Origin of the sequence: Streptomyces aurantiogriseus, from assembly GCF_014649375.1 — a bacterium.
GTDB lineage: Bacteria > Actinomycetota > Actinomycetes > Streptomycetales > Streptomycetaceae > Streptomyces > Streptomyces aurantiogriseus.
This window is the reverse complement of record NZ_BMSX01000026.1, coordinates 53622-80306: the sequence shown is the minus strand read 5'-3', so window position 1 is coordinate 80306 and position 26685 is coordinate 53622. Positions and strand designations below refer to the sequence as shown.

Sequence of the window (26685 nt, the reverse complement as noted above, 5' to 3'; positions counted from 1 at the left end):
CGTGCTATATGGTCGGGGGCGGCGTCGGGCATGCTGGAAGGCCGGGGATTGTTGTGAACCGGTGAATCCGGACCGGCGTTGTCAGTGGCTCCCCCTAGGCTGACAAAGACGGGGGCCCCGCCCCTGTCACTTCTCTCAAGAAAGGTGCGGACCGGCGTGGCCGACCGTCTCATCGTCCGTGGCGCGCGCGAGCACAACCTCAAGAATGTCTCGCTCGACCTGCCACGCGACTCGCTCATCGTCTTCACGGGCCTGTCGGGGTCGGGCAAGTCCTCGCTGGCCTTCGACACGATCTTCGCCGAGGGGCAGCGGCGCTACGTGGAGTCCCTCTCCTCGTACGCCCGCCAGTTCCTCGGCCAGATGGACAAGCCGGACGTCGACTTCATCGAGGGCCTTTCCCCGGCGGTCTCGATCGACCAGAAGTCGACCTCGCGCAACCCGCGCTCCACGGTCGGCACCATCACCGAGGTCTACGACTACCTGCGTCTGCTCTTCGCGCGCATCGGCAAGCCGCACTGCCCCGAGTGCGGTCGTCCGATCTCGCGCCAGTCGCCGCAGGCCATCGTCGACAAGGTCCTGGAGCTGCCGGAGGGGAGCCGCTTCCAGGTGCTGTCGCCGCTGGTGCGTGAGCGCAAGGGCGAGTTCGTCGACCTCTTCGCCGACCTGCAGACCAAGGGCTACTCCCGCGCGCGCGTGGACGGCGAGACCATCCAGCTCTCCAACCCGCCCACGCTGAAGAAGCAGGAGAAGCACACCATCGAGGTGGTCGTCGACCGCCTCACGGTGAAGGAGTCCGCCAAGCGCCGGCTCACCGACTCCGTCGAGACCGCCCTCGGCCTGTCCGGCGGCATGGTCGTGCTCGACTTCGTCGACCTCCCCGAGGACGACCCCGAGCGCGAGCGCATGTACTCCGAGCACCTGTACTGCCCGTACGACGACCTGTCCTTCGAGGAGCTGGAGCCGCGCTCCTTCTCCTTCAACTCGCCCTTCGGCGCCTGCCCCGAGTGCACCGGCATCGGTACGCGCATGGAGGTCGACCCCGAGCTGATCGTTCCCGACGAGGACAAGTCCCTCGACGAGGGCGCCATCCACCCCTGGTCGCACGGCCACACCAAGGACTACTTCGGCCGGCTGATCGGCGCCCTCGCGGACGCGTTGGGATTCCGGACGGACATCCCCTTCGCGGGCCTGCCGCAGCGCGCCAGGAAGGCGCTCCTGTACGGCCACAAGACGCAGATCGAGGTCCGCTACCGCAACCGCTACGGCCGCGAGCGCGTGTACACGACGCCGTTCGAGGGTGCCGTCCCCTTCGTCAAGCGCCGACACAGCGAGGCCGAGAGCGACGCCAGCCGCGAGCGCTTCGAGGGCTACATGCGCGAGGTGCCCTGCCCCACCTGCGAGGGCACGCGCCTGAAGCCGATCGTCCTCGCGGTCACGATCATGGAGAAGTCCATCGCCGAGGTCTCCGCGATGTCCATCAGTGACTGCGCGGACTTCCTGGGCGAGCTGAAGCTCAACGCCCGCGACAAGAAGATCGCCGAGCGCGTGCTCAAGGAGGTCAACGAGCGGTTGAGGTTCCTGGTCGACGTCGGCCTGGACTACCTCTCGCTGAACCGCGCGGCCGGCACGCTCTCCGGCGGCGAGGCCCAGCGCATCCGCCTGGCCACCCAGATCGGCTCCGGCCTCGTCGGCGTCCTGTACGTCCTCGACGAGCCGTCCATCGGCCTGCACCAGCGCGACAACCACCGGCTGATCGAGACCCTGGTCCGCCTGCGCGACATGGGTAACACACTCATCGTCGTCGAGCACGACGAGGACACCATCAAGACCGCCGACTGGGTCGTCGACATCGGCCCCGGCGCCGGTGAGCACGGCGGCAAGGTCGTGCACAGCGGCTCCCTGAAGGAGCTGCTCGCCAACGCAGAGTCGCAGACCGGGCAGTACCTGTCCGGCAAGAAGGCCATCCCGGTACCCGACATCAGGCGCCCGCGTGACCCGTCCCGGCAGCTCACGGTCCACGGCGCCCGCGAGAACAACCTCCAGGACATCGACGTGTCCTTCCCCCTGGGCGTGTTCACCGCGGTCACCGGCGTGTCCGGCTCCGGCAAGTCGACCCTGGTCAACGACATCCTGTACACGCACCTGGCCCGCGAGCTGAACGGCGCGAGGAACGTACCGGGACGGCACACACGCGTGGACGGCGACGACCTCGTCGACAAGGTCGTGCATGTCGACCAGTCGCCCATCGGCCGCACCCCCCGATCGAACCCGGCGACGTACACCGGCGTCTTCGACCACATCCGCAAGCTGTTCGCCGAGACGACCGAGGCGAAGGTACGCGGCTACCAGCCCGGCCGCTTCTCCTTCAACGTCAAGGGCGGCCGCTGCGAGAACTGTTCGGGCGACGGCACCATCAAGATCGAGATGAACTTCCTCCCGGACGTCTACGTCCCGTGCGAGGTCTGCCACGGCGCCCGCTACAACCGGGAGACCCTGGAGGTCCACTACAAGGGCAAGTCCATCGCCGACGTCCTGAACATGCCGATCGAGGAGGCGACGGACTTCTTCGAGGCCGTCCCCGCCATCGCCCGTCACCTCAACACGCTCAAGGACGTCGGCCTCGGCTACGTCCGGCTCGGCCAGTCCGCGACCACCCTCTCCGGCGGTGAGGCCCAGCGCGTCAAGCTCGCCAGCGAGCTGCAGCGCCGCTCCACCGGCCGCACGGTCTACGTCCTGGACGAGCCGACCACGGGCCTGCACTTCGAGGACATCAGCAAGCTCCTGAAGGTCCTCTCCGGCCTGGTCGAGAAGGGCAACACGGTGATCGTCATCGAGCACAACCTCGATGTGATCAAGACCGCCGACTGGGTCGTCGACATGGGCCCCGAGGGCGGCGCCGGCGGCGGCCTCGTCGTCGCCGAGGGCACGCCGGAGGAGGTCGCCGGGGTGCCCGCCAGTCACACCGGCAAGTTCCTGCGGGAGATCCTCGGCGCCGACCGCATCAGCGACGCGGCCCCGCTGAAGGCCCCACGCAAGGTGGTGGCGAAGAAGACGGTCGCGGCCGGGGCGACGGCGAGGAAGACGGCGAGCGCCACGACGTCCGTCAACAACACGGCGACGAAGAAGGCGGCCGGGGCCACGAAGGCGACGCCCGCGAAGAAGACGACGCGGGCCCGCAAGGCCTGACGAACCCGCAGAGAGTGCGGCGCCCCGCGGGAACTCCCCGCGGGGCGCCGTCCGTTGTCCCGTCAGCCGCCCTGGTCCTGCGGCGCGCCCACCTCAACGGGCGCGACCCGGGGGCTTTGCGCGCGGTGAGCGGCTGACGCACACCGGCCCACCGATGGCGTCGGCGCCGGCATGCGGACCGCCCAACCGTCCCTACAGCGCGCCGAGTTCGGAGGCGTACGGCGGCTCGGCGCCCGCTCGGGAGCAGGTGATCGCCGCCGCGCGGGCCGCGAACCGCAGCAGCCGCTCCCAGCCGTCGCGGCCGAGACCCGCGAGCCCCTCCGGAGACAGGGCGTCCCGCACCGAAAGCCCGTGCAGCAGGGCCGCGTTCACGGTGTCGCCGGCGCCGATGGTGTCCACGACGTCGACCTTCTCGCCCGGCACCGGGTACACGGCGCCGTCCTGGGTGAAGGCGGTCAGCCCGTCGCCGCCGTGGGTGATCACGACGGCTGACGGGCCGGCGGACAGCCACTCGCGAGGAGTGCCGCCCAGCCACCGGGCGTCCTCCTCGGAGAGCTTCAGCAGGGACACCGAGGGCAGCCAGCTCTTGAAGCGGGCCCGGTAGGCGTCGGCGTCGGGGATCAGCCCGGGCCGGATGTTCGGGTCGAGCGCGGTGAACAGGCCCTGCGCCGCCGCCGTCCGCATCAGCTCCTCGTAGGCGCTCGCACCTGGCTCCAGGACGAGCGAACACGTGCCGAAGGACACCGCCCGTGTCCCGGCAGGCAGGCCCGCCGGGACGGTGAACAGCCGGTCGGCGGTGCCCTCGACGTAGAAGGAGTAGGCGGCCGAGCCGTTTCCGTCGATCGCGGCGACCGCGAGGGTGGTCGGTTCTGTGCCGCGCTGCACCGCGGACACGTCCACGCCCGCGTTCGTCAGCCTGTCCAGCAGTGCCTCGCCGAAGGCGTCGTAGGAGGTGCGGGAGCAGAAGGCCGTGGGGGAGCCGAGGCGGCCGAGGGCCACGGCCGTGTTGTACGGGCCGCCGCCGAGGGCCGGCTGCAGGGGCGCGAGGGCGCCCGTGCCCTGCGGTACCAGGTCGATCAGGGCCTCACCGGCGACGACGATCACGGGGCGGTTCCTTTCTCGGATGACTCGGAGTGCTCACTGCTCGGGCCGTTGGCAGCTGTGGGGTTCAGGGGCCGGTGGAGCCGTTCCGGGCGGTCTGCGCAGCCGCAGGACGTGCGGTGGACGAAGGCGCAGGGGAGCCGCACGTTCCGGGCGGGCCGGTCGGGTGCGGCGAGGCGGTCGAGGAGCACGCGGACGGCTTGGGCGCCGATGTCCTTGCTGGGCTGGGCGATCGCGGTGAGCCGGGGGGAGAACAGGTCCGCCCAGGCGAAGTCGTCGAAGCAGCACAGGGCGATGTCGTCGGGCACGGCCAGACCGTGTGCGCGCAGGGCACGCAGGGCACCGAGGGTCATCGTGTTGTTGCCGGTGACCAGGGCGGTGGGCGGGGTGGCCAGGGACAGCAGAGCGGTGGTGGCGCGTTCGGCGCCGGCCGACTCGGAGTCGCCGTGCACCAGGAGGCGTTCGTCGTAGGGGAGTCCGGCGGATGCGAGGCCGTGCCGGTAGCCGGTGATCCGTTCGGTGGTGGTGCTGAGGCCGGGCAGGCCGGCGACGAGAGCGATGCGGCGGTGGCCGAGTCCGGCGAGGTGGGTGACCAGCCCGGCCATGGGTTCGGCGTTCTCGGCGCACACCTGGTCGAAGCGGGACGTGCCGTCCGCCGGGGCGTCGACGATCCGGTCGAGGAGCACCGTCGGCACGCGGTGACGGGTGAGGTAGGCGAGGAGCCCGCCCGGGTTCGCGGAGGGCGCGACGATCATGCCGTCCACGCGGCGCTCGTGCAGGAGCCGTCCGACCTTGCGTTCGTGCTCGGGGTCGTCGTGCGGATCGGCGATCAGCAGGCTGTAGCCCTGCTCCAGGGCGGCGGCCTCGACGCCCTGGAGGATCTCGGTGAAGTAGGGATTGCGGATCGCCGACACCGCGAGCCCGATGGAGCGGGTGCGGGAGGTCACCAGGGAGCGGGCGAGGGTGTTGGGCGTGTAGCCGAGTTCGTCTATGGCGTCGAGAACGGCCTGGCGGGTGTGGGGCAGGACCGGACGGGTGTCGTTCAGGACGTGCGAGACGGTCGCCACGGAGACACCGGCGTGCCGTGCGACGTCGGCCATGGTCGGCATCGGGTCCCCTTCCTTGACCGCGGCAGTCCGGAGTCTGGTTCTGGCTGGGAAGGTATCCCATCGGATGCCCAGACGTAAACGCTTGCGCAAGCGTTTACGTCAGCACAATCCCTCGCAACCCCATGCAACCCGCCGCGCTCCGGCGGCACCCCTGGCGGTATGGTGCGCGGGGCATCGGCCGACGGTCACCGTGCGCCTGCGCACGACGGTGCGCCGTACGCACCCTCGTGCGCTGCATGTCCCACCGTCCACTGCACGCCCTGCCGTCCACTGCACGCCCTGCCGTCCACTGCACGCCCTGCCGTGCGCTGCGCGCCCTGCCGTGCGTTGCACGCCCCCGTCGTGCTCCGTACACCCCTCTGCGCCCCCACGGCGCCCCGGCCCCGCCCACCCCCGCACCGCCTTCCGAACAGTGGAGCCCACATGCCCCGCCGACCCTCCGCGAGCCGTCGTACCGTCCTGCGAGGAGCGACCCTCGCACCGACCGTGGCTCTCGCACGGACGGTGGCTCTCGCACGGACCGTGGCTCTCGCACCGACCGCGGCCCTCGCTCCCGCCGCAGGGCTCGGGCTGGTCGCCTGTTCGTCGACCGGTGGGACCACGCCGCTTGCCACGCCTACCGCTCCGGTGGAGCTCGGTGCGGACGGCGAGGTCGCGAAGGGGAGCGCCAAGCTCTACCGGGATCACAACGTGGTGGTCAGCCGGTCGGGGAGCGGCGAGCTGAAGGCGTACAGCTCGATCTGCACGCACGCGGGATGCCCCGTCAACAAGCTTGATGGAACGACGCTGATCTGCCCCTGCCACGGCAGCGAGTTCGACGCGACGACCGGCGAGGTGCTGCGGGAACCGGCGACCGTGCCGCTGAACGAGCTGCCGGTCAAGGCCGAGAACGGCAGGATCGTCGCGGGTCCGGGCGCTGATCCGGGCACCTGATCCGGACGGCGGTCACCGCAGCCCGCCCGTGCACCCCCAGGCCACGCCCACGACGTCGACCGCGGCGCGCCCGTTCACTCCCAGTCCCACCCGATGCCCACCATGCCCGACCGCACGCGCGGCTCGACGAGGTGGACGGAGCGGTGTCGCGGGCTGAGGGGCAGTTCCTGACGGCCACCGCGCGGTGCCGCCGCCGAGTGCCGGGTGAAGCGGTGGCAGCGTACGGGCAGCGCGTTCTCGTCGAACCGGATCTGGAGGGCGTACTGGCCGCCCGGGGCACCGAAGCCGCGGACGTACTCGCGGGACGCGCCCGCGGTGCCGTCCTCCACGCCGTAACGGAAGAGGAAGGTGTCGCCGGCTCGCAGGCGGATGTCGAAGAGAAGCTCGGCGACGAGGATGCCGGTGGCGTGGTGGCGGCGGACGCGGCCGGGGCGGCAGTTCTCCAGGGCGTGCAGTGTCATCCGCTCCGGGGCGCAGCCGGGGTCGCCGTGGTGGACGGCCACGAAGCGGTCGACGCCGTCGCGGTGGGCGCGGACGATGTGCTGTGACTCGCGGCCCAGGAGTTCCCGGCGGGAGCCGATGCGGACCCGTTCGTGGTGGCCGAGGGTGTGCAGCCCGTCGTCCGCAGGGCACTCCAGTTCGACGAGCAGCTTGTCCAGGACGTCCGAGGCCTCCATGAACGACCGGTAGGAGCGTCCCGTCGGCTGCGTGCCGGCCGTCTCTGCGTCGGACTCCGTGAGCAGCCGGATCAGGGACTCGTCCGGCAGGCGCAGGATCTCCTCCAGGGCCCGGACGGCCCGCAGCGACTCGGGGCGCTGCGGGCGCCGGGCCCCCTGCTGCCAGTAACTCAGGCTCGTGACGCCGACTTTGACGCCGTGCCGCGACAGATGGTGCTGGACGCGCTGCAGGGGCAGCCCCCGGGCGGCGATCGCGGCGCGCAGGGCGACATGGAAGGGACCGCCTCGCAGGGCCGCGTCCAGGTCCGCGGCGGCGACGTCGGCGGCGGCGTCCGCGTGGTGTGGGGCGTGCGGCATGCAGGGGCCTTTCTGTGAATGCTCACGACGGCTGGTCAGACCGTTCGTCTCGGTGGCCGGGCCTCCGGCGACGCGGGGGCGCCTTCACATCCGTAGGGCGTGCTTCACCGCCCCGAGTTCCCCCGCATTGAAGCGTGTTGACCAAGTCCCGACAACACCTGTGCCGGAACGCGACGCAGGGTCGGCCGAGTCGTGGCCCTTGCTTACGTCCGGGATCGCCGGTAGGCCCCCGTCCGTCTCCCCGGCCGGTGTGCGAGGCTCACGCCGTGGAGGAGACCTGGCGTTTCAGTGACGGTTCGGGGCCCGTGACGGCCCGGAGCGCGCCCGCCCTGCTCCGGGAACGGATCTCGGCCGGCCGCCTGGAAACCTGGCTGACCAGCTCCGCCGGCCGCTCACTCGCCGTGGTGAGCAACATCGAGCGCGCGCTGGTGACCCTGCTCGACGGAGCGGACGATCCCGGGGAGCACGCCGTGGATCCCGGTGCCGACGGCAGCAGCGACGGGTACGTCCTCGCGAACGGGCAGTGCGACACCTACCCCGACGCCGACACGGTGCCGCTGACCGAGGCCCTGCGCATCGTGGGCCACCTCCTGGCCACCGGCACCCCGCCGCCCGATGCCGCCTGGTCGATCGACCGCTGAGCCGCGCCCCACCGGGTGGGTCCGGGCGGTCCACCGGGTACCCGAACCGCGCCGACCCCGCGGGCCGAGCCGAGCCGTACCCGAGTCGGCCCGGCCCACCGAGTCGAGCCGGGCAGGGCCCCCCGCGGAGCGACCGCCCGCCCCCGCCGGGCCCGTCGACATCCGCAGCCCCGCCAGGTGATCGCCACCCCGCTCCAGGACACCCCGTGGTTGTCCACAGCCCCGCCGGACTGTCACTTCGCGCCAGTAGGGTGTGAGACATGGCCGACCCCTCCAGCTACCGCCCCAAGCCGGGAGCGATCCCGGACTCGCCCGGGGTCTACAGGTTCCGCGACGAGCACCGCCGGGTGATCTACGTCGGAAAGGCGAAGAGCCTGCGCCAGCGCCTGGCGAACTACTTCCAGGACCTGGCAGGCCTCCACCCGCGCACGCGCACGATGGTCACCACGGCCGCGTCGGTGGAGTGGACGGTGGTGTCCACGGAGGTCGAGGCGCTCCAGCTGGAGTACTCCTGGATCAAGGAGTACGACCCCCGGTTCAACGTCAAGTACCGCGACGACAAGAGCTACCCGTACCTCGCGGTGACGATGAACGAGGAGTTCCCTCGGGTGCAGGTGATGCGCGGCCACAAGAAGAAGGGCGTCAGGTACTTCGGGCCGTACGCGCACGCGTGGGCGATCCGGGACACCGTCGACCTCCTGCTGCGCGTCTTCCCGGTCCGCACCTGCTCCACCGGCGTCTTCAAGAACGCCTCCCGCACCGGCCGCCCCTGCCTGCTCGGCTACATCGGCAAGTGCTCCGCGCCCTGCGTCGGCCGGATCTCCCCCGACGACCACTGGGAACTGGCCGACGAGTTCTGCGACTTCATGACCGGCCGCACCGGCACGTATCTGCGCCGGCTGGAGAAGCAGATGATGGAGGCGGCCGAGGAGATGGAGTACGAGCGGGCCGCCCGCCTGCGCGACGACATCGAGGCCCTGAAGAAGGCCATGGAGAAGAACGCGGTCGTGCTCGCCGACGCGACCGACGCCGACCTCATCGCGGTCGCCGAGGACGAGCTGGAGGCAGCCGTCCAGATCTTCCACGTCCGCGGGGGACGCGTCCGCGGCCAGCGCGGCTGGGTCACCGACAAGGTCGAGGAGATCACCACCGGCGCCCTCGTCGAACACGCCCTCCAGCAGCTCTACGGCGAGGAGACCGGGGACGCCGTCCCCAAGGAGGTCCTGGTCCCCGCCCTGCCCGACCCCGTGGAGCCCGTCCAGGAGTGGCTCACCGGACGCCGCGGCTCCCACGTGTCGCTGCGCGTCCCGCAGCGCGGCGACAAGCGCGCCCTCATGGAGACCGTCGAGCGCAACGCCCAGCAGGCCCTCGTCCTGCACAAGACCAAGCGCGCCTCCGACCTCACCACGCGCTCGCGTGCCCTGGAGGAGATCGCCGAGGCTCTCGACCTGGACAGCGCCCCGCTCAGGATCGAGTGCTACGACATCTCGCACTTCCAGGGCGACGACGTCGTGGCCTCCATGGTCGTCTTCGAGGACGGCCTGCAGCGCAAGAGCGAGTACCGCCGCTTCCAGATCAAGGGCTTCGAGGGCCAGGACGACGTCCGCTCCATGCACGAGGTGATCACCCGCCGCTTCCGGCGCTATCTCGCCGAGAAGGAGCGCACGGGGGAGTGGACCGACGGCGAGCCGGGCGCCGCCGAGGCACCCGTCAACGGCTCCGCCGCCACCTCTTCCGACGGGTCCGCCGACGTGACCGCCGCCCCCCTCACCGACGCCCTCAAGGACGACGACGGCCGTCCCAAACGCTTCGCCTACCCGCCCCAGCTCGTCGTCGTCGACGGCGGACAGCCGCAGGTCGCGGCAGCCAAGCGGGCCCTGGACGAGCTCGGCATAGACGACATCGCCGTCTGCGGACTCGCCAAGCGCCTGGAGGAGGTCTGGCTCCCGGACGACGACGATCCGGTCGTCCTGCCCCGCACCAGCGAGGGCCTCTACCTGCTCCAGCGCGTCCGCGACGAGGCCCACCGCTTCGCGATCACCTACCAGCGCACCAAGCGGGCCAAGCGGTTCCGCGCAGGTCCCCTGGACGAAGTGCCGGGCCTCGGCGACACGCGCAAACAGGCGCTGATCAAGCACTTCGGTTCGGTGAAGAAGCTGCGTTCCGCGACGATCGACCAGATCTGCGAGGTACCCGGCATAGGCCGCAAGACGGCCGAGACGATCGTCGCGGCCCTCGCCCAGGCGGTTCCGCCCGCACCCGCCGTGAACACGGCGACAGGAGAGATCATGGATGAGGAGGAGCCCGACACGACGGCGGGCTCCCCCGGGGAGCCCGTCACCGCGGGCACCCCGGAAGAACGACGGGGGCAGGAGACATGACCGAGCACGACGCACAGCACACAACCGGCCGAGATCAGGCACCCACGGCGACGCCCCGGCAAGCGCCCGGGGAAACCGGCGAGGATCCCACCCGGCACGACACACGCCATGACGCCGCCGCGCCCGACGCGGGCCCCGGCAGCGCCGAGCACACCGCAGGACACGAAGACGGAGCACAGGTGAGTACGGACGTCACGCCGCCCGGGATCCCCGAGGCGGCCATCCCCGAGCTGGTGATCATCTCCGGCATGTCCGGGGCAGGCCGCTCGACGGCCGCCAAGTGCCTGGAGGACCTCGGCTGGTTCGTCGTCGACAACCTCCCGCCCGCGCTGATCCCCACCATGGTGGAGCTCGGCGCCCGCTCCCAGGGCAACGTGGCGCGGATCGCGGTCGTCGTCGACGTCCGCGGCCGGCGCTTCTTCGACAACCTCCGCGAGTCCCTCGCCGACCTGGAGTCGAAGAACGTCACCCGGAGGATCGTCTTCCTGGAGTCCTCCGACGACGCCCTGGTGCGCCGCTTCGAGTCCGTGCGCCGCCCGCACCCCCTCCAGGGCGACGGCCGCATCGTCGACGGCATCGCCGCCGAGCGCGAGCTGCTGCGCGAGCTGCGCGGCGACGCCGACCTCGTGATCGACACCTCCAGCCTCAACGTGCACGAGCTGCGCGCCAAGATGGACGCCCAGTTCGCCGGCGAGGAGGAGCCCGAACTGCGGGCCACCGTCATGTCCTTCGGCTTCAAGTACGGCCTCCCCGTCGACGCCGACCTGGTCGTGGACATGCGCTTCCTGCCCAACCCGCACTGGGTCCCGGAGCTGCGCCCCTACACCGGCCTGAACGAGGAGGTCGCGACCTACGTCCTCAACCAGCCCGGCGCGAAGGAGTTCCTCGACCGGTACGTGGAGCTGCTCCAGCTGATCGCCGCGGGCTACCGCCGGGAGGGCAAGCGCTACGTGACCATCGCGGTCGGCTGCACGGGCGGCAAGCACCGTTCGGTCGCGACGTCGGAGAAGCTCGCCGCGCGCCTCGCGGCCGAGGGCGTGGAGACGGTGGTCGTCCACCGGGACATGGGACGGGAATGACAGGACGTACTCCGCGGCTGGGCCGGCTGCGCAGGACGGCGCCGGAGGGGCGCGTGAGCCGGCCGGTCGAGGCCCGGGGCGGCAAACCGCGCCGCCGCGGCACCCAGCCCAAGGTCGTCGCCCTCGGCGGCGGCATGGGCCTGTCCGCCTCGCTCACCGCGCTGCGCCGGATCACCGGCGACCTCACCGGCGTCGTCACGGTGGCCGACGACGGCGGTTCCAGCGGCCGCCTGCGGGACGAGCTGGGCGTGCTGCCGCCCGGCGACCTGCGCAAGGCGCTGGCCGCGCTGTGCGGCGACGACGACTGGGGCCAGACCTGGGCCCGCGTCATCCAGCACCGCTTCCAGTCGCAGGGCGAGATCAACGGCCACGCGGTCGGCAACCTGCTGATCGTCGCCCTGTGGGAGCAGCTCGGCGACCATGTCCAGGCCCTGGACCTGGTCGGCAAGCTCCTGGGCGCACAGGGGCGCGTGCTGCCCATGTCCGCCGTACCGCTCGAGCTCCAGGCGCTGGTCAAGGGGCATGATCCGGCGCGGCCCGAGGACGTCGAGACCGTGCGCGGGCAGGCGACCGTCGCACTGACGCCCGGCGAGGTGCAGTCCGTGCACCTCGTCCCGCACGACCCGCCGGCCGTCCCCGAGGCGGTGGCGGCCGTCCTCGACGCGGACTGGGTGGTCCTGGGCCCCGGCTCCTGGTTCTCCTCGGTCATCCCGCACCTGCTGGTGCCGGAACTGCTGGACGCCCTCACGGAGACCAAGGCGCGCCGGGTACTCTCCCTGAACCTCGCGCCGCAGCCGGGAGAAACCGAGGGCTTCTCCCCGCAGCGTCATTTGGAGGTTTTGGGACGACACGCCCCTAAACTCGCCCTGGACGTGGTGCTGGCCGACGAGGCCGCCGTGCCCGACCGCGACTCGCTGACCGACGCCGCCAAGCGGTTCGGCGCCGCGGTCGAGCTGGCGCCGGTGGCCCGGCCCGACGGGACTCCGCGGCATGATCCGGAGCTGCTGGCCGCCGCGTACGACCGTATTTTTCGGATGCATGGAAGGATCGGCCCATGGCGATGACGGCAGCGGTGAAGGACGAGATCTCCCGGCTCCCCGTCACCCGGACCTGCTGCAGAAAGGCGGAGGTCTCCGCCATCCTGCGGTTCGCCGGCGGCCTTCACCTGGTGAGCGGGCGCATCGTGATCGAGGCGGAGCTGGACACCGCGATGGCGGCCCGCCGGCTCAAGCGGGACATCCTGGAGATCTTCGGCCACACCTCGGAGCTGATCGTGATGGCGCCCGGCGGTCTGCGCCGCGGCTCTCGCTATGTCGTGCGTGTGGTCGCGGGCGGTGACCAGCTGGCCCGCCAGACCGGCCTGGTCGACGGCCGCGGCCGCCCGATCCGCGGCCTGCCCCCGCAGGTGGTCTCCGGCGCCACGTGTGACGCGGAGGCGGCCTGGCGCGGTGCCTTCCTGGCGCACGGCTCGCTCACCGAGCCCGGCCGTTCGTCCTCTCTCGAGGTGACCTGCCCGGGGCCCGAGGCGGCGCTCGCCCTCGTCGGCGCCGCGCGCCGCCTGTCCATCGCGGCGAAGGCCCGCGAGGTCCGCGGGGTCGACCGGGTCGTCGTCCGCGACGGCGACGCGATCGGCGCCCTGCTCACCCGCCTCGGCGCCCACGAGTCGGTGCTGGCCTGGGAGGAGCGCCGGATGCGCCGGGAGGTGCGCGCCACGGCGAACCGTCTCGCCAACTTCGACGACGCCAACCTGCGCCGCTCAGCCCGCGCCGCCGTCGCCGCCGGCGCCCGGGTCCAGCGCGCCCTGGAGATCCTCGGCGACGAGGTCCCCGAGCACCTCGCGGCGGCCGGGCGGCTGCGCATGGAGCACAAGCAGGCCTCCCTGGAGGAGCTGGGCGCGCTCGCCGACCCGCCGCTCACCAAGGACGCGGTCGCCGGCCGGATCCGCCGGCTGCTCGCGATGGCCGACAAGCGTGCCTCCGACCTCGGCATCCCGGGCACCGAGGCCAACCTCTCCGAGGAACTCGCCGACAACCTCGTCGGCTGACACCCCCCGAGAAGGCCGACCCGCCTCGGCTGACGGATCATCACCACACGGATGCGGTAGTCCTATTGGGCTACCGCATCCGTGTTTGTCTGTCCTTGAGGCCCCCTTGACTCGATCATGAACAGTCATGAGCCTGGCATCTGTTCGCCGATGTGGCGGACCACGTCTAGGGGGGTCCATGAGACACAGAGCGAGATCGATCCTCGCTGTCGGCGCGCTCCTGATCGGCGGAGCGAGCCTCGCACCCATCGCCCAGGCACAGCACGCAAGTCCGTCCCCGACGTCCGACGGGGACGAGGTCAAGGTCTTCCGCGCCGAGGTCACCAAGAAGCAGGTACCCCTGCTGCTGGCGGCCGGTCAGGACGGCCACGAACTCAGTGAGCAGGCGCCCGAGAAGGGCACCGCCACCGTCGAGGTCTACCTCACCGACCAGCAGGCGGAGAAGCTCGAGAAGCAGGGCGTCGAGCTCACCGAGCACACCCTTTCGGCCAAGGCCGAGGACCGGGTCGAGGCGGCCGCCGACGGAGTGTTCCGTCCCTACAGCGGCAGCGGCGGCCTGAAAGAGGAGATCCTCCGCACCGGGCAGCAGAACCCGGGCCTCACCAAGGTCGTCTCCATCGGGAAGACGGTCAACGGCCAGGACATCCTCGCGCTCAAGCTGACCAAGAACGCGAAGAAGTCCAAGGACGGCTCCAAGCCCTCGGTCCTGTACCTGTCCAACCAGCACGCGCGCGAGTGGATCACCCCGGAGATGACCCGCCGGCTGCTCCACCACTACCTGGACAACTACAAGACCGATCAGCGCGTCAAGAAGATCGTCGACTCCACCGAGCTGTGGTTCGTCCTGTCGGCCAACCCCGACGGCTACGACTACACCTTCCAGAGCACCGACAACCGCCTGTGGCGCAAGAACCTCCGGGACGTCAACGGCGACGGCGCGATCTCCACCGGTGACGGCGTCGACCTCAACCGCAACTTCCCCTACAAGTGGGGCTACGACGACGAGGGTTCGTCCCCCAACCCCACCAGCCAGACCTACCGCGGCGCGACCCCCGGCTCCGAGCCCGAGACCAAGGCACTCGACGCCTTCGAGAAGCGGATCGGGTTCACGTACGGCATCAACTACCACTCCGCCGCCGAACTGCTGCTCTACGGCGTCGGCTGGCAGGTTGCCACCGACACCCCGGACGACGTCCTCTACGAGGCGCTCGCCGGCACCCCCGACAACTCCGCGATCCCGGGCTACCACCCGCAGGTGTCCTCGGAGCTGTACACGACGAACGGCGAGGCGGACGGCCACGCGGCGAACGTCAACGGCATCGCGATGTTCACCCCGGAGATGTCGACCTGCCAGACCGCGTCGAACATCGACCCGAACGACGAGTGGAAGGCCACCGACTGCCAGTCGGTCTTCAACTTCCCGGACGACGAGAAGCTGATTCAGGACGAGTTCGCCAAGAACATCCCGTTCGCGCTCTCCCTCGCCGAGTCCGCCGCGCGGCCCGACCAGCCGAAGTCCGCGGTCGGCCTGACCGCCGCCGACTTCACCACGGCTCCGTTCGCCACGTCGTACTCGCGCGGCGCGGACCAGGAGGTCTCCGTCGTCGCACGGAAGGCGATCCGCGACAAGGAGCTGAAGTACCGCGTCAACGGCGGCCGTACGCACCACCAGGCGCTCAAGCCCTGGAAGGGCGGCGAGACCTACGGCGGGGACGACAACCTCTACTTCGACGAGTACCGCGCCAAGGTCCGGGACGGCGAACCGGGCGACAAGGTCGAGGTGTGGTTCACCGGCGAGACCAAGAGCGGCAAGAAGGTCTCCAGCGCGCGCTTCACCTACACCGTCGCCGCGCGGCCCAAGGCCGACACGCTGGTCGTCGCCGAGGAGGGCGCGGCCGCCACGCAGGCGCAGACCTACGTCGACGCGCTGAAGGCCAACGGCCGCAGGGCGATCGTCTGGGACGTCGCCACCCAGGGACCGCCCGACGCGCTCGGCGTCCTGAGCCACTTCGACACGGTCGTCCACTACACGGGCGCGAGCGTCCCCGGCAACCCGACCCAGCTGGAGCTGCGTGCCTTCCTCAACGAGGGCGGCAAGCTGATCGAGGCGGGCGAGCTGGCCGGCGGCACCGTCGACCTCGGCGACGGCACCCCGTCGGACGACTTCAGTCAGTACTACCTGGGCGCCTACACCCGTACGTCGACCCCCGGCGCCACCGGCTTCACCGGCTCCGGCAAGCTCGGCGGCTTCAGCGGGGCCCTGGGTGCCGCGACCGGCAACCCGCTGGACAAGGCGGGCACCTACGGCGTCACCTCCGACGAGCTGCCGGCCGACAAGTACCCGCAGTTCGCCGGCGCCGGTGCCGGCCGGTTCGCCGGGACGGTCAACCCGTACGGCCCGTACACGGGCTCGTCCATGGCCGCCGCCGTGCACACCGACGACGCCTACAAGCGCCTCACCCGCACCATCGACCTCAGCAGTGTCAGCGCGGCGAGCAAGCCGACCCTGCGGACCCAGCTGCTGTGGGACATCGAGCCCGGCTACGACAACGCGATCGTCGAGGTCCACACGGTCGGCGCCGACGACTGGACCACGCTCCCCGAGACGGGCGGCGCCACCGGCACCGCCGTACCGGCGGAGTGCGGCGCCGGCTTCTACATCGGCGAGCACCCCTGGCTCCGGCACTACCTCACCCTCGGCACCGACGGCTGCACCGCGACCGGCACCTCCGGCTCCTGGAACGCCCTCACCGGCGCCTCCAGCGGCTGGCAGCAGGTCAGCTTCGACCTGAGTGCCTACGCGGGCAAGAACATCGAGGTCTCGATCGCCTACGTCACCGACCCCGGCTTCGGCGGCCGTGGCGTCCTCGCCGACGACGCCTCGCTGGTCGTCGGCGGCACGGCCACCGAGACCGAGGGCTTCGAGAGCTCGCTCGGCGCCTGGAAGGCCGGCGGACCGCCCGCGGGCAGCCCGGCCGTCCTGAAGGACTGGACGCGCACCGGAGCGCTGTTCCAGACGTACGGAGCGGTCACCACCGACGACACCGTGCTGCTCGGCTTCGGCCTGGAGCACGTGACCTCGGCGGCCGACCGCAAAACGCTCATCGGAAAGGCCCTCGCATCACTTGATCGGTGACACCGAGGTCAACTTCCCGTGACGGTGCGTAGCAAAATCGGGTGACAGGGTCTTCCGGCCCGGGCGGTCCGTACCCCTACTGGCGGGTACGGACCGTCCTGCCGTGTATGCGGCAACTCGATGTCACCACGGCGCCCGCGGGGAGGTAGGGTCGGGGGTGGTCGGGGACATCCCAAATAGAGCTCGCCGGCACCGCATGGCCGGCGTACCAACGAGGAGATCGGTTCGTGACGATCCGCGTAGGCATCAACGGCTTTGGCCGCATCGGTCGTAACTACTTCCGCGCGCTGCTGGAGCAGGGTGCAGACATCGAGATCGTGGCTGTCAACGACCTGGGTGACACCGCGACCACCGCTCACCTGCTGAAGTACGACACCATCCTGGGCCGCCTCAAGCAGGAGGTCTCCCACACCGCCGACACCATCACCGTCGACGGCAGGACCATCAAGGTCCTCTCCGAGCGCAACCCCGCCGACATCCCGTGGGGCGAGCTGGGCGTCGACGTCGTCATCGAGTCCACCGGCATCTTCACGAAGAAGGCCGACGCCGAGAAGCACCTCGCCGGCGGCGCCAAGAAGGTCATCATCTCGGCCCCTGCCACGGACGAGGACGTCACCATCGTGATGGGCGTCAACCAGGACAAGTACGACGCGGCCAACCACCACGTCATCTCCAACGCCTCCTGCACCACCAACTGTGTGGCGCCGATGGCCAAGGTCCTGGACGAGAACTTCGGCATCGTCAAGGGCCTGATGACGACGGTGCACGCGTACACGAACGACCAGCGCATCCTGGACTTCCCGCACAAGGACCTGCGCCGCGCCCGTGCCGCCGCCGAGAACATCATCCCGACCACCACCGGTGCCGCCAAGGCCACCGCCCTGGTCCTGCCGCAGCTCAAGGGCAAGCTGGACGGCATCGCCATGCGCGTCCCGGTCCCCACCGGCTCGGTCACCGACCTGGTCCTGGAGCTCGGCCGCGAGGTCACCAAGGAAGAGGTCAACGCCGCCTTCCAGAAGGCCGCCGAGGGCGAGCTCAAGGGCATCCTCGAGTACACGGAGGACCCGATCGTCTCCTCCGACATCGTCAACGCCCCGGCGTCCTGCACCTTCGACTCCTCCCTGACCATGGTCCAGGAGGGCAAGAACGTGAAGGTCATCGGCTGGTATGACAACGAGTGGGGCTACTCCAACCGCCTCGTCGACCTGACGGTCTTCGTCGGCGGCCAGCTCTGACCCACAGAGCGGACTCCAAGTGAAGGCAGGGCTCGGGCGGCGCAGGGACGCGCCGCCCGAGCCCTGCCGCACGTACGGATCAGCCCTCTCTACGATCACGGAGTACCACGAGCCCTCCCGGGAGCCCCTTTCATGAAGACGATCGACGAACTCCTCTCCGAAGGCGTGGCCGGCCGGCGCGTCTTCGTCCGTGCCGACCTCAACGTGCCGCTGGAGAGCGGCACCATCACCGACGACGGACGCATCCGCGCCGTGCTGCCGACCGTCAAGGCCCTCGCGGACGCGGGCGCCAAGGTGGTCGTCGCCTCGCACCTGGGCCGCCCCAAGGGCGCCCCGGACCCGGCCTTCTCCCTCGCCCCCGCCGCCTCCCGCCTGGGCGAACTCCTCGGCTCCGCCGTGGCGTTCGCGACCGACACGGTCGGCGAGTCCGCCCGCTCCACCGTCGCGGGCCTGAGCGACGGCCAGGTCGCCGTCATCGAGAACCTCCGCTTCAACCCGGGCGAGACCTCCAAGGACGACGCCGAGCGCGGCGCCTTCGCCGACCAACTCGCCGAACTCGCCGACCTGTACGTCGGCGACGGCTTCGGCGCGGTGCACCGCAAGCACGCCTCCGTGTACGACCTTCCGGCCCGCCTGCCGCACGCCGCCGGCCACCTCATCGCCACCGAGGTCGGCGTCCTGAAGAAGCTCACCGAGGACGTCCAGCGCCCGTACGTCGTCGCGCTCGGCGGCGCCAAGGTCTCCGACAAGCTCGCCGTCATCGACGAACTGCTCGGCAAGGCCGACCGCCTCCTCATCGGCGGCGGCATGGCCTACACCTTCCTCAAGGCCAAGGGCCACGAGGTCGGCATCTCCCTCCTGCAGGAGGACCAGATCCCGGCCGTCACCGAGTACATCGAGCGCGCGGAGAAGACCGGCGTCGAACTGGTCCTGCCCGTCGACGTCCTGGTCTCGCCCGAGTTCCCGGACCTGAAGACGAAGGCCCCGACCCACCCCACCACCGTCGCCGCGGACGCGATCCCCGCCGATCAGGAGGGTCTGGACATCGGTCCCGAGACCCGCAAGCTGTACGCCTCGAAGCTCGCCGACGCCGCCACCGTCTTCTGGAACGGCCCCATGGGCGTCTTCGAACACCCCGACTACGCCGAGGGCACCAAGGCGGTCGCCCAGGCCCTCCTCGACTCCCGGGCCTTCACGGTCGTCGGCGGCGGCGACTCCGCCGCGGCCGTCCGCCTCCTGGGCTTCGACGAGGACGCATTCGGACACATCTCGACCGGCGGCGGCGCCTCCCTCGAATACCTCGAGGGCAAGACGCTCCCCGGCCTCGCCGCACTGGAGGACTGACCCTCAATGGCTGTATCGAATTCTGCTGGCCGTACGCCGCTGATGGCGGGCAACTGGAAGATGAACCTCAACCACCTCGAGGCCATCGCCCACACCCAGAAGCTCGCCTTCGCCCTGGCCGACAAGGACTACGAGGCCGTCGAGGTCGCCGTCCTGCCGCCCTTCACCGACCTGCGCTCCGTACAGACCCTGGTCGAGCACGACAAGCTGAAGATCAAGTACGGCGCCCAGGACATCTCGGCGCACGACACCGGCGCCTACACCGGCGAGATCTCCGGCCCGATGCTGGCCAAGCTGCGGTGCACGTACGTCGCGATCGGCCACTCCGAGCGCCGCCAGTACCACGGCGAGACCGACGAGCTGGTGAACGCCAAGGTCAAGGCCGCCTACAAGCACGGCCTGACCCCGATCATGTGTGTCGGCGAGGAGCTGGAGGTCCGCGAGGCGGGCAACGCCGTCCCGCACACGCTCGCCCAGGTCGAGGGCGGCCTGAAGGACCTCCCGGCCGAGCAGGCCGAGACCGTCGTGATCGCCTACGAGCCCGTGTGGGCCATCGGTACCGGCAAGGTCTGCGGCGCCGAGGACGCCCAGGAGGTCTGCGCCGCCATCCGCGGCAAGCTCGCCGAGCTGTACTCCCAGGACGTGGCCGACAAGGTCCGCATCCAGTACGGCGGCTCCGTGAAGTCCGGCAACGTCGCCGAGATCATGGCGCAGGCCGACATCGACGGCGCGCTGGTCGGCGGTGCCTCGCTGGATCCCGAGGAGTTCGTCAAGATCGTGCGCTTCCGCGACCAGTGAGCCGGGCTGTGAGTATGCCGTAGCGGCGATCCGTCGTACCCTTGCGGGGCCGAAGCTGTCATGGGGAATGTGACCCTTCGATGAAAGCTTCGGCCCCGTAGTCATCCGAATCCGAGGAAGTTGGTCCAGCCGTGGTTTTGGGGTTCTCGATCGCCCTGATCGTCTTCAGCCTGCTGCTGATGCTGCTCGTGCTGATGCACAAGGGGAAGGGCGGCGGCCTCTCCGACATGTTCGGTGGCGGCATGCAGTCCTCCGTCGGCGGCTCCTCGGTCGCCGAGCGCAACCTCGACCGCATCACCGTCGTGATCGGTCTGCTCTGGTTCGCGTGCATCATCGTCCTCGGCCTCCTGATGAAGACGAACAGCTGATCAGCGACGCACACAAACGCACATTCCGTACGTAAGGCCCCATGTTCGGTACGCGCAGCTGAGCGCGGCCTATCATGGGGCTTGCGTCTAGGTGTGAGGGTTGTAACTCCAATCACTGGACGCGCGTTGGGCCTTACGTAGACTGAGGCGCTCGCAGCGAAGCGAAACGCCGACTCGCTTTGCGGCACCATCACGCAGGGAGTTACGACCGTGGCAAGTGGCAACGCGATCCGAGGAAGCCGGGTCGGGGCGGGGCCGATGGGCGAGGCCGAGCGCGGCGAGTCCGCGCCGCGTCTGCGCATCTCCTTCTGGTGCTCCAACGGGCACGAGACGCAGCCCAGCTTCGCCAGCGACGCGCAGGTACCCGAGACCTGGGACTGCCCGCGCTGCGGCTTCCCGGCCGGCCAGGACCGGGACAACCCCCCGGACCCGCCGCGCACCGAGCCCTACAAGACGCACCTCGCCTATGTGCGGGAGCGGCGCAGCGACGCGGACGGCGAGGCGATCCTCGCCGAGGCGCTCGCCAAACTGCGGGGCGAAATCTAGGAGTTGAGGTCCGGCCAGGTGCCTGCGGGCGCCTGGCCGGACCTGTTTCCCACGTCCGCGTCGACGGCCGTCGGACCGATTGTCAGTGGTGCCCTCTACGGTTTTCGTAGCGGTTCTCGTGCGCCGTGCTTCAAGCGACGGCGAACCGGCGGACCGGGAGGGGGAGTTGTGACGACGGTCGGGACGGCGGACGGCGGCGCGCCCGCGTGGCGCGGCGGGTTCGGGCGGCTGTGGAGCGCCGCCGTGATCTCGCGCTTCGGGGACGCCCTGCGCACCACCGCCCTGCCCCTGCTCGCCATCCGGCTCACCGACTCGCCCCTGGTCATCGCCTCCGTGACCGCCTGCGGCTACGTCCCCTGGCTACTGTTCGGCCTGCTCGGCGGGGCCGTCGCCGACCGGGTGGACCAGCGGCGCGCGATGTGGGCTGTGGACACCGTACGCGGGCTGCTCGTGGCCGGCTTCGCGCTCGCCGTCGGCCTCGGCCACGCCTCGATCCCGCTGCTGCTCGCCCTCGCCTTCCTGCTGACCACCCTCCAGACGCTCTTCGACAACGCCTCCACGGCCCTGCTGCCGTCCCTGGTGGACCGTGCGGCCCTGGGCAGGGCCAACGCCCGGCTGATGACCGGCCAGCAGCTCGCCGGAGGCCTGCTGGCCGGGCCGGTCGTGCCGCTGCTGCTCGCCGGCGGCGCCTTCCTGCCGTTCGCGGCCGACGCGGCCACCTATCTGCTCGCGGCCGCCCTCGTGGCCTCCCTGCGGATACGCCCGCCCGAGCGGGAGCCGCGTCCTGCGGGCAGCACCCTGCGCGCGGAGATCGGCGAAGGGCTGCGCGCGCTGTGGCACGACCGGGTTCTCAGACCGGTGTGCCTGGCCACCCTGCTGTGCAACATCGGCATGGGTGCCCTGATCGCCACCCTCGTGCTGCACGTGACGCACTGGCTGCACGCCGGCGACACCGAGTTCGCCGCCGCCATGACGGCGTACGCGGTGGGCAGCCTCGCCGGCGGCTTCGTCGCCCAACGGATCGCGCGGCGCACCGGGCGGGCCCGGGCCCTGCTGCTCGGCGGGACCGTCCAGACGGCGTCCCTGCTGCTCATGGGCACCGTGCGTCACCTCGGCGCCCTCCTCGCGGGCATGCTGCTGCTCGGCATCATGAACATGGTGTGGAACGTCAACCAGGTCACGCTGATGCAGCACCGCAGCCCCGAGGCCATGGTGGGCCGTATTTCCTCCGCCTTCCGTACGGCCTCCACCTCCGGCGCCCCGCTCGGTGCCCTGCTCGGCGGAGCCGTGGCGGGAGCCTTCGGCCTGAACGCACCCGCACTGTGCGCGGCCGTGCTGTTCGCCTTGGCCGTCGCCGCGTTGATACCGGCGGGCCAGGCGGACGTACCTGTTGTTGCACCGCAGGACGGTCCCACGACAGCTCACGTCACGCGCTGATCAATTAGGTTGGGACCCGCAGCGGGACAAGGTGCGCAGCACGGACAGGTGAGGAAAGAGGGCTGGGTCCGACATGAACGCAGACGGCCGTACGAGGCTCAACCAGACGCCCGAGTGGACCGCTCTGGCCAAGCACCGTGAGGAACTAGGCGAGGTGCAGCTGCGCGAGCTGTTCGCCGCCGACCCCGGGCGCGGCAGCGGGTACACGGTGCAGGTCGGTGACCTGCACATCGACTACTCCAAGCACCTCGTCACCGACGAGACGCTGCGGCTGCTGCGCGAGCTGGCCGCCGCCACCGACGTCTTCGGGCTGCGGGACGCCATGTTCCGCGGCGAGAAGATCAACACCACCGAGGACCGCGCGGTGCTGCACACCGCCCTGCGCGCCTCCCGCGACGCGGTGATCGAGGTCGACGGGGAGAACGTCGTCCCCGGTGTGCACGCCGTCCTCGACAAGATGGCCGACTTCGCCGACCGGGTCCGCTCCGGTGCCTGGACCGGCCACACCGGCAAGCGCATCAAGAACGTCGTCAACGTCGGTATCGGCGGCTCCGACCTCGGCCCGGCCATGGCCTACGAGGTGCTGCGCAGCTACACCGACCGCGACCTGACGGTCCGCTTCGTCTCCAACGTGGACGGCGCCGACCTGCACGAGGCGACCCGGGACCTGGACCCGGCCGAGACGCTGTTCATCATCGCGTCCAAGACCTTCACCACCATCGAGACCATCACCAACGCCACCTCGGCCCGCACCTGGCTGCTGGACGCGCTCGGTGACCAGGCAGCCGTCGCGAAGCACTTCGTCGCGTTGTCGACCAACGCCGAGAAGGTCGCCGACTTCGGCATCGACACGGCCAATATGTTCGAGTTCTGGGACTGGGTCGGTGGGCGCTACTCCTACGACTCGGCGATCGGCCTCTCCCTGATGATCGCCATCGGGCCGGACCGCTTCCGCGAGATGCTCGACGGCTTCCGCCTCGTCGACGACCACTTCCGCACCGCGCCCGCCGAGGCCAACGTCCCGCTGCTGCTGGGGCTGTTGGGCATCTGGTACGGCAACTTCCACGACGCCCAGTCGCACGCGGTCCTGCCCTACAGCCACTATCTGTCGAAGTTCGCCGCCTACCTCCAGCAGCTCGACATGGAGTCCAACGGCAAGTACGTCGGCCGGGACGGCAAGGAGGTCGACTGGCAGACCGGTCCCATCGTCTGGGGCACCCCCGGAACCAACGGGCAGCACGCGTACTACCAGTTGATCCACCAGGGTACGAAGCTGATCCCGGCGGACTTCATCGGCTTCGCCGAGCCGGTCGCCGAGCTGAGTGACGAGCTCAAGGCGCAGCACGACCTGCTGATGGCCAACTTCTTCGCCCAGACCCAGGCGCTGGCCTTCGGCAAGACCCCGGACGAGGTGCGCGGCGAGGGTGTGCCGGAGGAGCTGGTGGCCCACAAGACGTTCAAGGGCAACCACCCCACGACCACGATCCTCGCGAGCGAGCTGACGCCGTCGGTGCTCGGCCAGCTGATCGCGCTCTACGAGCACAAGGTGTTCGTCCAGGGCGCGGTGTGGAACATCGACTCCTTCGACCAGTGGGGAGTGGAGCTCGGCAAGGTCCTCGCCAAGCGGGTCGAGCCCGCGCTGACGGAAGGTGCTGAGGTGCCCGGCCTGGACGCCTCCACGCGGGCGCTGGTCGCCAAGTACCGGGAGCTGCGGGGCCGTAAGTAAGGGTTTGCCCACCCACCCGTCTCGGTAGGCCAAGAGGATGCCCTCGCCTGGGGCTCCGCCCCAGACCCCAGCGAGGGCTTCGCCCCCTGCACCCCGGCGGGGGTCCGCCCCGGCGTCCTGCTCCAAACCTCGGCGGGGCTTCGCTCCGGAGCCTGGCGGGGGCTTCGCCCCCTGCACCCCCACTGAGAACTTCGCCCCCGCACCCCCACTGAGAACTTCGCCCCCGCGCCCCCAGTGAGGGCTTCGCCCCGCACCCTCCCCGCCCTCACCCCACCGCACTCAACGTGTCGGCAAGTCGGCGTCGTGCTGCTCGGGTCGCGGGGACGGTGGCGAGGGCGGTGGCGCCTAGGACTGCGGCGGTGGCGAACAGGAGCAGGAAGGTGGGGGACGGGCCTTGGGCGATGCCGGCGCCGATGCCGCTCGATCTGCTCTGGGCGTCGATCAGCCAGTGGGCGAGGGGGGTGCCCAGGGCCGTGCCGGTGAGGACCGCGGCCAGGGCGGTGCAGCCGGTGGCGGTGACGGTGATCGCGGTGATCTGGCGTGGGGACAGGCCGATCGCCTTCAGGGCGAGCAGGTCCCGTTCGCTCTCGCGTACGGTGCCGCCGATGGCGGTCAGCAGTTCGATGAGTCCGATGAGGGCGAGGACGACGATCAGGCCCACGACGACTCCGCGCAGCGCGGAGAGCCCGTCGGCCGGGTTCGTCACGGCCTGTACGTCCAGGTGACCGTTTCCGGCCGTGGTCAGGCGGGCGGCGACCACGTCGGGGTCGGCGCCGGGGCGCAGCCGCAGCTCGTACAGGGTGGGGCCGAGCCGCGGGTCGTTCTCGCGGAGGGTGTCGAGCGAGGTGGAGATGACCCGCCCGGCGTTCTCCGGCTCGATGCTGCGGCCCACGATGTGCAGGATCTGCGGCTGGTCGCCCACGGTCATCCGCACCCAGTCGCCGATGCGTACGTCCAGCAGATCGAGCAGGCCCTGTCCGGCCACCGCCTCGTCACGGCCGCGCGCGGGGCGGCCCTCGGCCAGGGTGTACGGGTAGGGGTCCTGGCGGGTGCCGAGGCCGCGCAGGGCGATCGTGGCCGTCTGGCCCGGGACCAGGGCCGCCACCTCCACGCCCGGGTAGGCGGCAGCAACCTGCGGGTCGCGCTCCAGCACAGTGCGTGTTTCCCGGTCGGTCAGGCCGGCGTCCGCGTGGACGGTGAGCGCGGTCGGGAGACCCGTCTGCTCGGGCCGGCTGTGGAAGCGGTCGATGGTCGTCCAGGCGCTCAACGCGACCACGATCAGCAGCAGCGGCAGCGCGAGCCGGGCCACCGTCGCCAGCGACCGCAGCCGGCGCGTGAAGGCCTTGTGCCAGCCCAGGACCAGAGCGGGCGGCAGGCGCAGCCCGAGCGCACGGCGGGCCAGGCCCGGAGGCCGTCCGCCCGCCGGAGCCGCGGGCCGCGGCACCGGCACCGGAGGCACGCGTCCCGCCCGCCAGGCGGCGAGCCCGGTGGTCGCGCCGATGAACAGCACCGCCCCCACCGGCACCGCGAACAGCGCCACGGTGTGCCCCGGCAGCCCCTGCCAGACACCGACGGCGTCGCCGAGGCGCCCGGGGACACGGCGGCCCAGCGTCTGGGTGAGCGCCGCCGCGGCCACGGCGCCGAGCAGCGCGTAGGCGATGTGCTGGAGCAGGAAGACGCGGACGACCTGGCCGGGTGTGAAGCCGATGGCCTTCAGGACGGAGATGTCCCGCAGGTGGCCCCGGATACGGGTGCCGATCGCCCCGTGCACGGCGAGTCCGGCGGCGACCAGCGCGCCGAGGCCGAACAGCCCCAGCACCTGCCCGAGCAGCCGGTTGTCGCCCTGGGCCTCGGCGCGCGCCTGTTTCCAGGTGGAGACCTCGCCGATCGCGCCGGCGCCCAGCAGGGTGACGGCGCGCTGGACGGCGTAGTCCGTGTCGTCGGGGTCCGTCAGGCGCAGCCCGATCACCTGCCCGCCGGGGCCGGGCACGGCCGCCGGCAGCGCCCAGACCAGCCCGGGCTCCCCGCCCGGCCGGTAGCGCGGCTCGGCGCTGTCGGCGACGCCCACGACGGTCAGCTTCCGTGCGGTGCCGGGCACGGTGACCGTGTCGCCGGGCCCGGCCAGCAGGGCGCGGGCGAGGCGGCTCTCCAGCACCACGCCGTCGGGGGTCGCGGGGTCCAGCCAGTGGCCGGAGGTGAGCAGCGGCCGGCCGACGGCGGGCCGCTCGGACGTGCCGCGCAGCTCGACGGAGGCGCGGGCGCCGCGGGAGGTCAGGATGGCGGAGGCGGTGGGGTAGGGGCCCGCGACGGACTCGACGCCGTCGAGCGAGGCGAGCTTGTCCGCCGCGGCAGTCGGGCCGGTGTGGATCCACACGTGGCCGCCGCGCGCCTGGGTGAACACCCGTTGCCAGGGGTTGGTGGCGTACCCGAACAGCGCCGTGGCCAGCAGCAGCGAGGCGACGATGCCGGCCGTGGCGAGCACGAGGAACAGCGCCTCGCCGCGGTGTGTGCGCAGATCGGAGTGGGCCCAGCGCAAGGTGGCTCGCACGGCTTCAGCCCCTCCGCTCGGACAGGGTGCCGGGACGGT

The 26685-nt window shown here is 71.0% G+C and carries 19 protein-coding genes; 15 read left to right on the top strand and 4 right to left on the bottom strand.

What is annotated here, in order from left to right; genetic code table 11:
- Positions 1 to 156 precede the first annotated feature (156 nt).
- On the top strand, positions 157 to 3186 hold the full coding sequence (gene uvrA, locus IE263_RS39490) for an excinuclease ABC subunit UvrA (RefSeq protein WP_189942924.1): 3030 nt from the start codon (positions 157 to 159) through the stop codon (positions 3184 to 3186).
- Between the two features lie 192 nt (positions 3187 to 3378).
- Here uvrA and IE263_RS39485 read toward each other — a convergent pair whose 3' ends face one another.
- A complete protein-coding gene (locus IE263_RS39485; protein ID WP_189942923.1) occupies positions 3379 to 4290 on the bottom strand; it encodes a carbohydrate kinase family protein in 912 nt (303 codons plus the stop codon).
- Positions 4287 to 5396: a LacI family DNA-binding transcriptional regulator gene (locus IE263_RS39480; protein ID WP_189942922.1), complete on the bottom strand. Its 1110-nt coding sequence runs from the start codon at positions 5394 to 5396 to the stop codon at positions 4287 to 4289. Before IE263_RS39480 ends, IE263_RS39485 begins: the two co-directional genes overlap by 4 nt.
- Before the next feature lie 423 nt (positions 5397 to 5819).
- Here IE263_RS39480 and IE263_RS39475 point away from each other — a divergent pair, with 423 nt between their 5' ends.
- Positions 5820 to 6329 (top strand): Rieske (2Fe-2S) protein, encoded by a 510-nt coding sequence (locus IE263_RS39475; protein WP_189942921.1) that lies wholly within the window; start codon positions 5820 to 5822, stop codon positions 6327 to 6329.
- A 74-nt stretch (positions 6330 to 6403) separates the two neighbouring features.
- Here IE263_RS39475 and IE263_RS39470 read toward each other — a convergent pair whose 3' ends face one another.
- Positions 6404 to 7363: a hypothetical protein gene (locus IE263_RS39470; protein WP_189942920.1), complete on the bottom strand. Its 960-nt coding sequence runs from the start codon at positions 7361 to 7363 to the stop codon at positions 6404 to 6406.
- Between the two features lie 305 nt (positions 7364 to 7668).
- Here IE263_RS39470 and IE263_RS39465 point away from each other — a divergent pair, with 305 nt between their 5' ends.
- The 13 genes from IE263_RS39465 (at position 7669) to pgi (ending at position 24098) form a co-directional block, all read left to right on the top strand.
- On the top strand, positions 7669 to 8004 hold the full coding sequence (locus IE263_RS39465; protein ID WP_229911404.1) for a hypothetical protein: 336 nt from the start codon (positions 7669 to 7671) through the stop codon (positions 8002 to 8004).
- A gap of 260 nt (positions 8005 to 8264) precedes the next feature.
- Positions 8265 to 10385: an excinuclease ABC subunit UvrC gene (gene uvrC / locus IE263_RS39460; protein WP_189942918.1), complete on the top strand. Its 2121-nt coding sequence runs from the start codon at positions 8265 to 8267 to the stop codon at positions 10383 to 10385.
- Positions 10382 to 11464 (top strand): RNase adapter RapZ, encoded by a 1083-nt coding sequence (gene rapZ, locus IE263_RS39455; RefSeq protein ID WP_189942917.1) that lies wholly within the window; start codon positions 10382 to 10384, stop codon positions 11462 to 11464. Before uvrC ends, rapZ begins: the two co-directional genes overlap by 4 nt.
- Positions 11461 to 12528: a gluconeogenesis factor YvcK family protein gene (locus tag IE263_RS39450; protein ID WP_189942916.1), complete on the top strand. Its 1068-nt coding sequence runs from the start codon at positions 11461 to 11463 to the stop codon at positions 12526 to 12528. Before rapZ ends, IE263_RS39450 begins: the two co-directional genes overlap by 4 nt.
- Positions 12519 to 13508, top strand: coding sequence for a DNA-binding protein WhiA (gene whiA / locus IE263_RS39445; RefSeq protein ID WP_189942915.1), 990 nt, complete (start codon positions 12519 to 12521; stop codon positions 13506 to 13508). Before IE263_RS39450 ends, whiA begins: the two co-directional genes overlap by 10 nt.
- 178 nt (positions 13509 to 13686) lie before the next feature.
- On the top strand, positions 13687 to 16644 hold the full coding sequence (locus tag IE263_RS39440) for a M14 family metallopeptidase (protein ID WP_189942914.1): 2958 nt from the start codon (positions 13687 to 13689) through the stop codon (positions 16642 to 16644).
- 227 nt (positions 16645 to 16871) lie between these two features.
- Positions 16872 to 17879: a type I glyceraldehyde-3-phosphate dehydrogenase gene (gap, locus tag IE263_RS39435; RefSeq protein ID WP_189942913.1), complete on the top strand. Its 1008-nt coding sequence runs from the start codon at positions 16872 to 16874 to the stop codon at positions 17877 to 17879.
- 132 nt (positions 17880 to 18011) lie between these two features.
- On the top strand, positions 18012 to 19223 hold the full coding sequence (locus IE263_RS39430; protein WP_189942912.1) for a phosphoglycerate kinase: 1212 nt from the start codon (positions 18012 to 18014) through the stop codon (positions 19221 to 19223).
- Positions 19224 to 19265: 42 nt separating this feature from the next.
- Entirely contained in the window at positions 19266 to 20021 is a 756-nt protein-coding gene (gene tpiA, locus IE263_RS39425; protein WP_229911412.1) for a triose-phosphate isomerase, read from the top strand.
- 137 nt (positions 20022 to 20158) lie between these two features.
- Positions 20159 to 20389 (top strand): preprotein translocase subunit SecG, encoded by a 231-nt coding sequence (gene secG / locus IE263_RS39420; protein WP_189942979.1) that lies wholly within the window; start codon positions 20159 to 20161, stop codon positions 20387 to 20389.
- Between the two features lie 210 nt (positions 20390 to 20599).
- Positions 20600 to 20935, top strand: a complete 336-nt coding sequence (locus IE263_RS39415; protein ID WP_003976875.1) for an RNA polymerase-binding protein RbpA — start codon at positions 20600 to 20602, stop codon at positions 20933 to 20935.
- 168 nt (positions 20936 to 21103) lie between these two features.
- Entirely contained in the window at positions 21104 to 22372 is a 1269-nt protein-coding gene (locus IE263_RS39410; protein ID WP_189942910.1) for an MFS transporter, read from the top strand.
- Between the two features lie 73 nt (positions 22373 to 22445).
- Positions 22446 to 24098 (top strand): glucose-6-phosphate isomerase, encoded by a 1653-nt coding sequence (gene pgi / locus IE263_RS39405; protein ID WP_189942909.1) that lies wholly within the window; start codon positions 22446 to 22448, stop codon positions 24096 to 24098.
- A 265-nt stretch (positions 24099 to 24363) separates the two neighbouring features.
- Here the strand turns inward: pgi and IE263_RS39400 are convergent, their stop codons facing one another.
- Complete coding sequence (locus IE263_RS39400; RefSeq protein WP_189942908.1) at positions 24364 to 26646, bottom strand: ABC transporter permease; 2283 nt, start codon at positions 26644 to 26646, stop codon at positions 24364 to 24366.
- Positions 26647 to 26685: the final 39 nt, after the last annotated feature.

Bases quoted from the DNA above. Each gene is read 5' to 3' on its own strand.
- uvrC (WP_189942918.1), top strand. From the start codon at position 8,265: ATGGCCGACCCCTCCAGCTACCGCCCCAAGCCGGGAGCGATCCCGGAC.
- IE263_RS39480 (WP_189942922.1), bottom strand. From the start codon at position 5,396: ATGCCGACCATGGCCGACGTCGCACGGCACGCCGGTGTCTCCGTGGCG.
- tpiA (WP_229911412.1), top strand. From the start codon at position 19,266: ATGGCGGGCAACTGGAAGATGAACCTCAACCACCTCGAGGCCATCGCC.
- IE263_RS39450 (WP_189942916.1), top strand. From the start codon at position 11,461: ATGACAGGACGTACTCCGCGGCTGGGCCGGCTGCGCAGGACGGCGCCG.
- IE263_RS39430 (WP_189942912.1), top strand. From the start codon at position 18,012: ATGAAGACGATCGACGAACTCCTCTCCGAAGGCGTGGCCGGCCGGCGC.
- IE263_RS39475 (WP_189942921.1), top strand. From the start codon at position 5,820: ATGCCCCGCCGACCCTCCGCGAGCCGTCGTACCGTCCTGCGAGGAGCG.
- whiA (WP_189942915.1), top strand. From the start codon at position 12,519: ATGGCGATGACGGCAGCGGTGAAGGACGAGATCTCCCGGCTCCCCGTC.
- IE263_RS39440 (WP_189942914.1), top strand. From the start codon at position 13,687: ATGAGACACAGAGCGAGATCGATCCTCGCTGTCGGCGCGCTCCTGATC.
- rapZ (WP_189942917.1), top strand. From the start codon at position 10,382: ATGACCGAGCACGACGCACAGCACACAACCGGCCGAGATCAGGCACCC.
- pgi (WP_189942909.1), top strand. From the start codon at position 22,446: ATGAACGCAGACGGCCGTACGAGGCTCAACCAGACGCCCGAGTGGACC.
- IE263_RS39470 (WP_189942920.1), bottom strand. From the start codon at position 7,363: ATGCCGCACGCCCCACACCACGCGGACGCCGCCGCCGACGTCGCCGCC.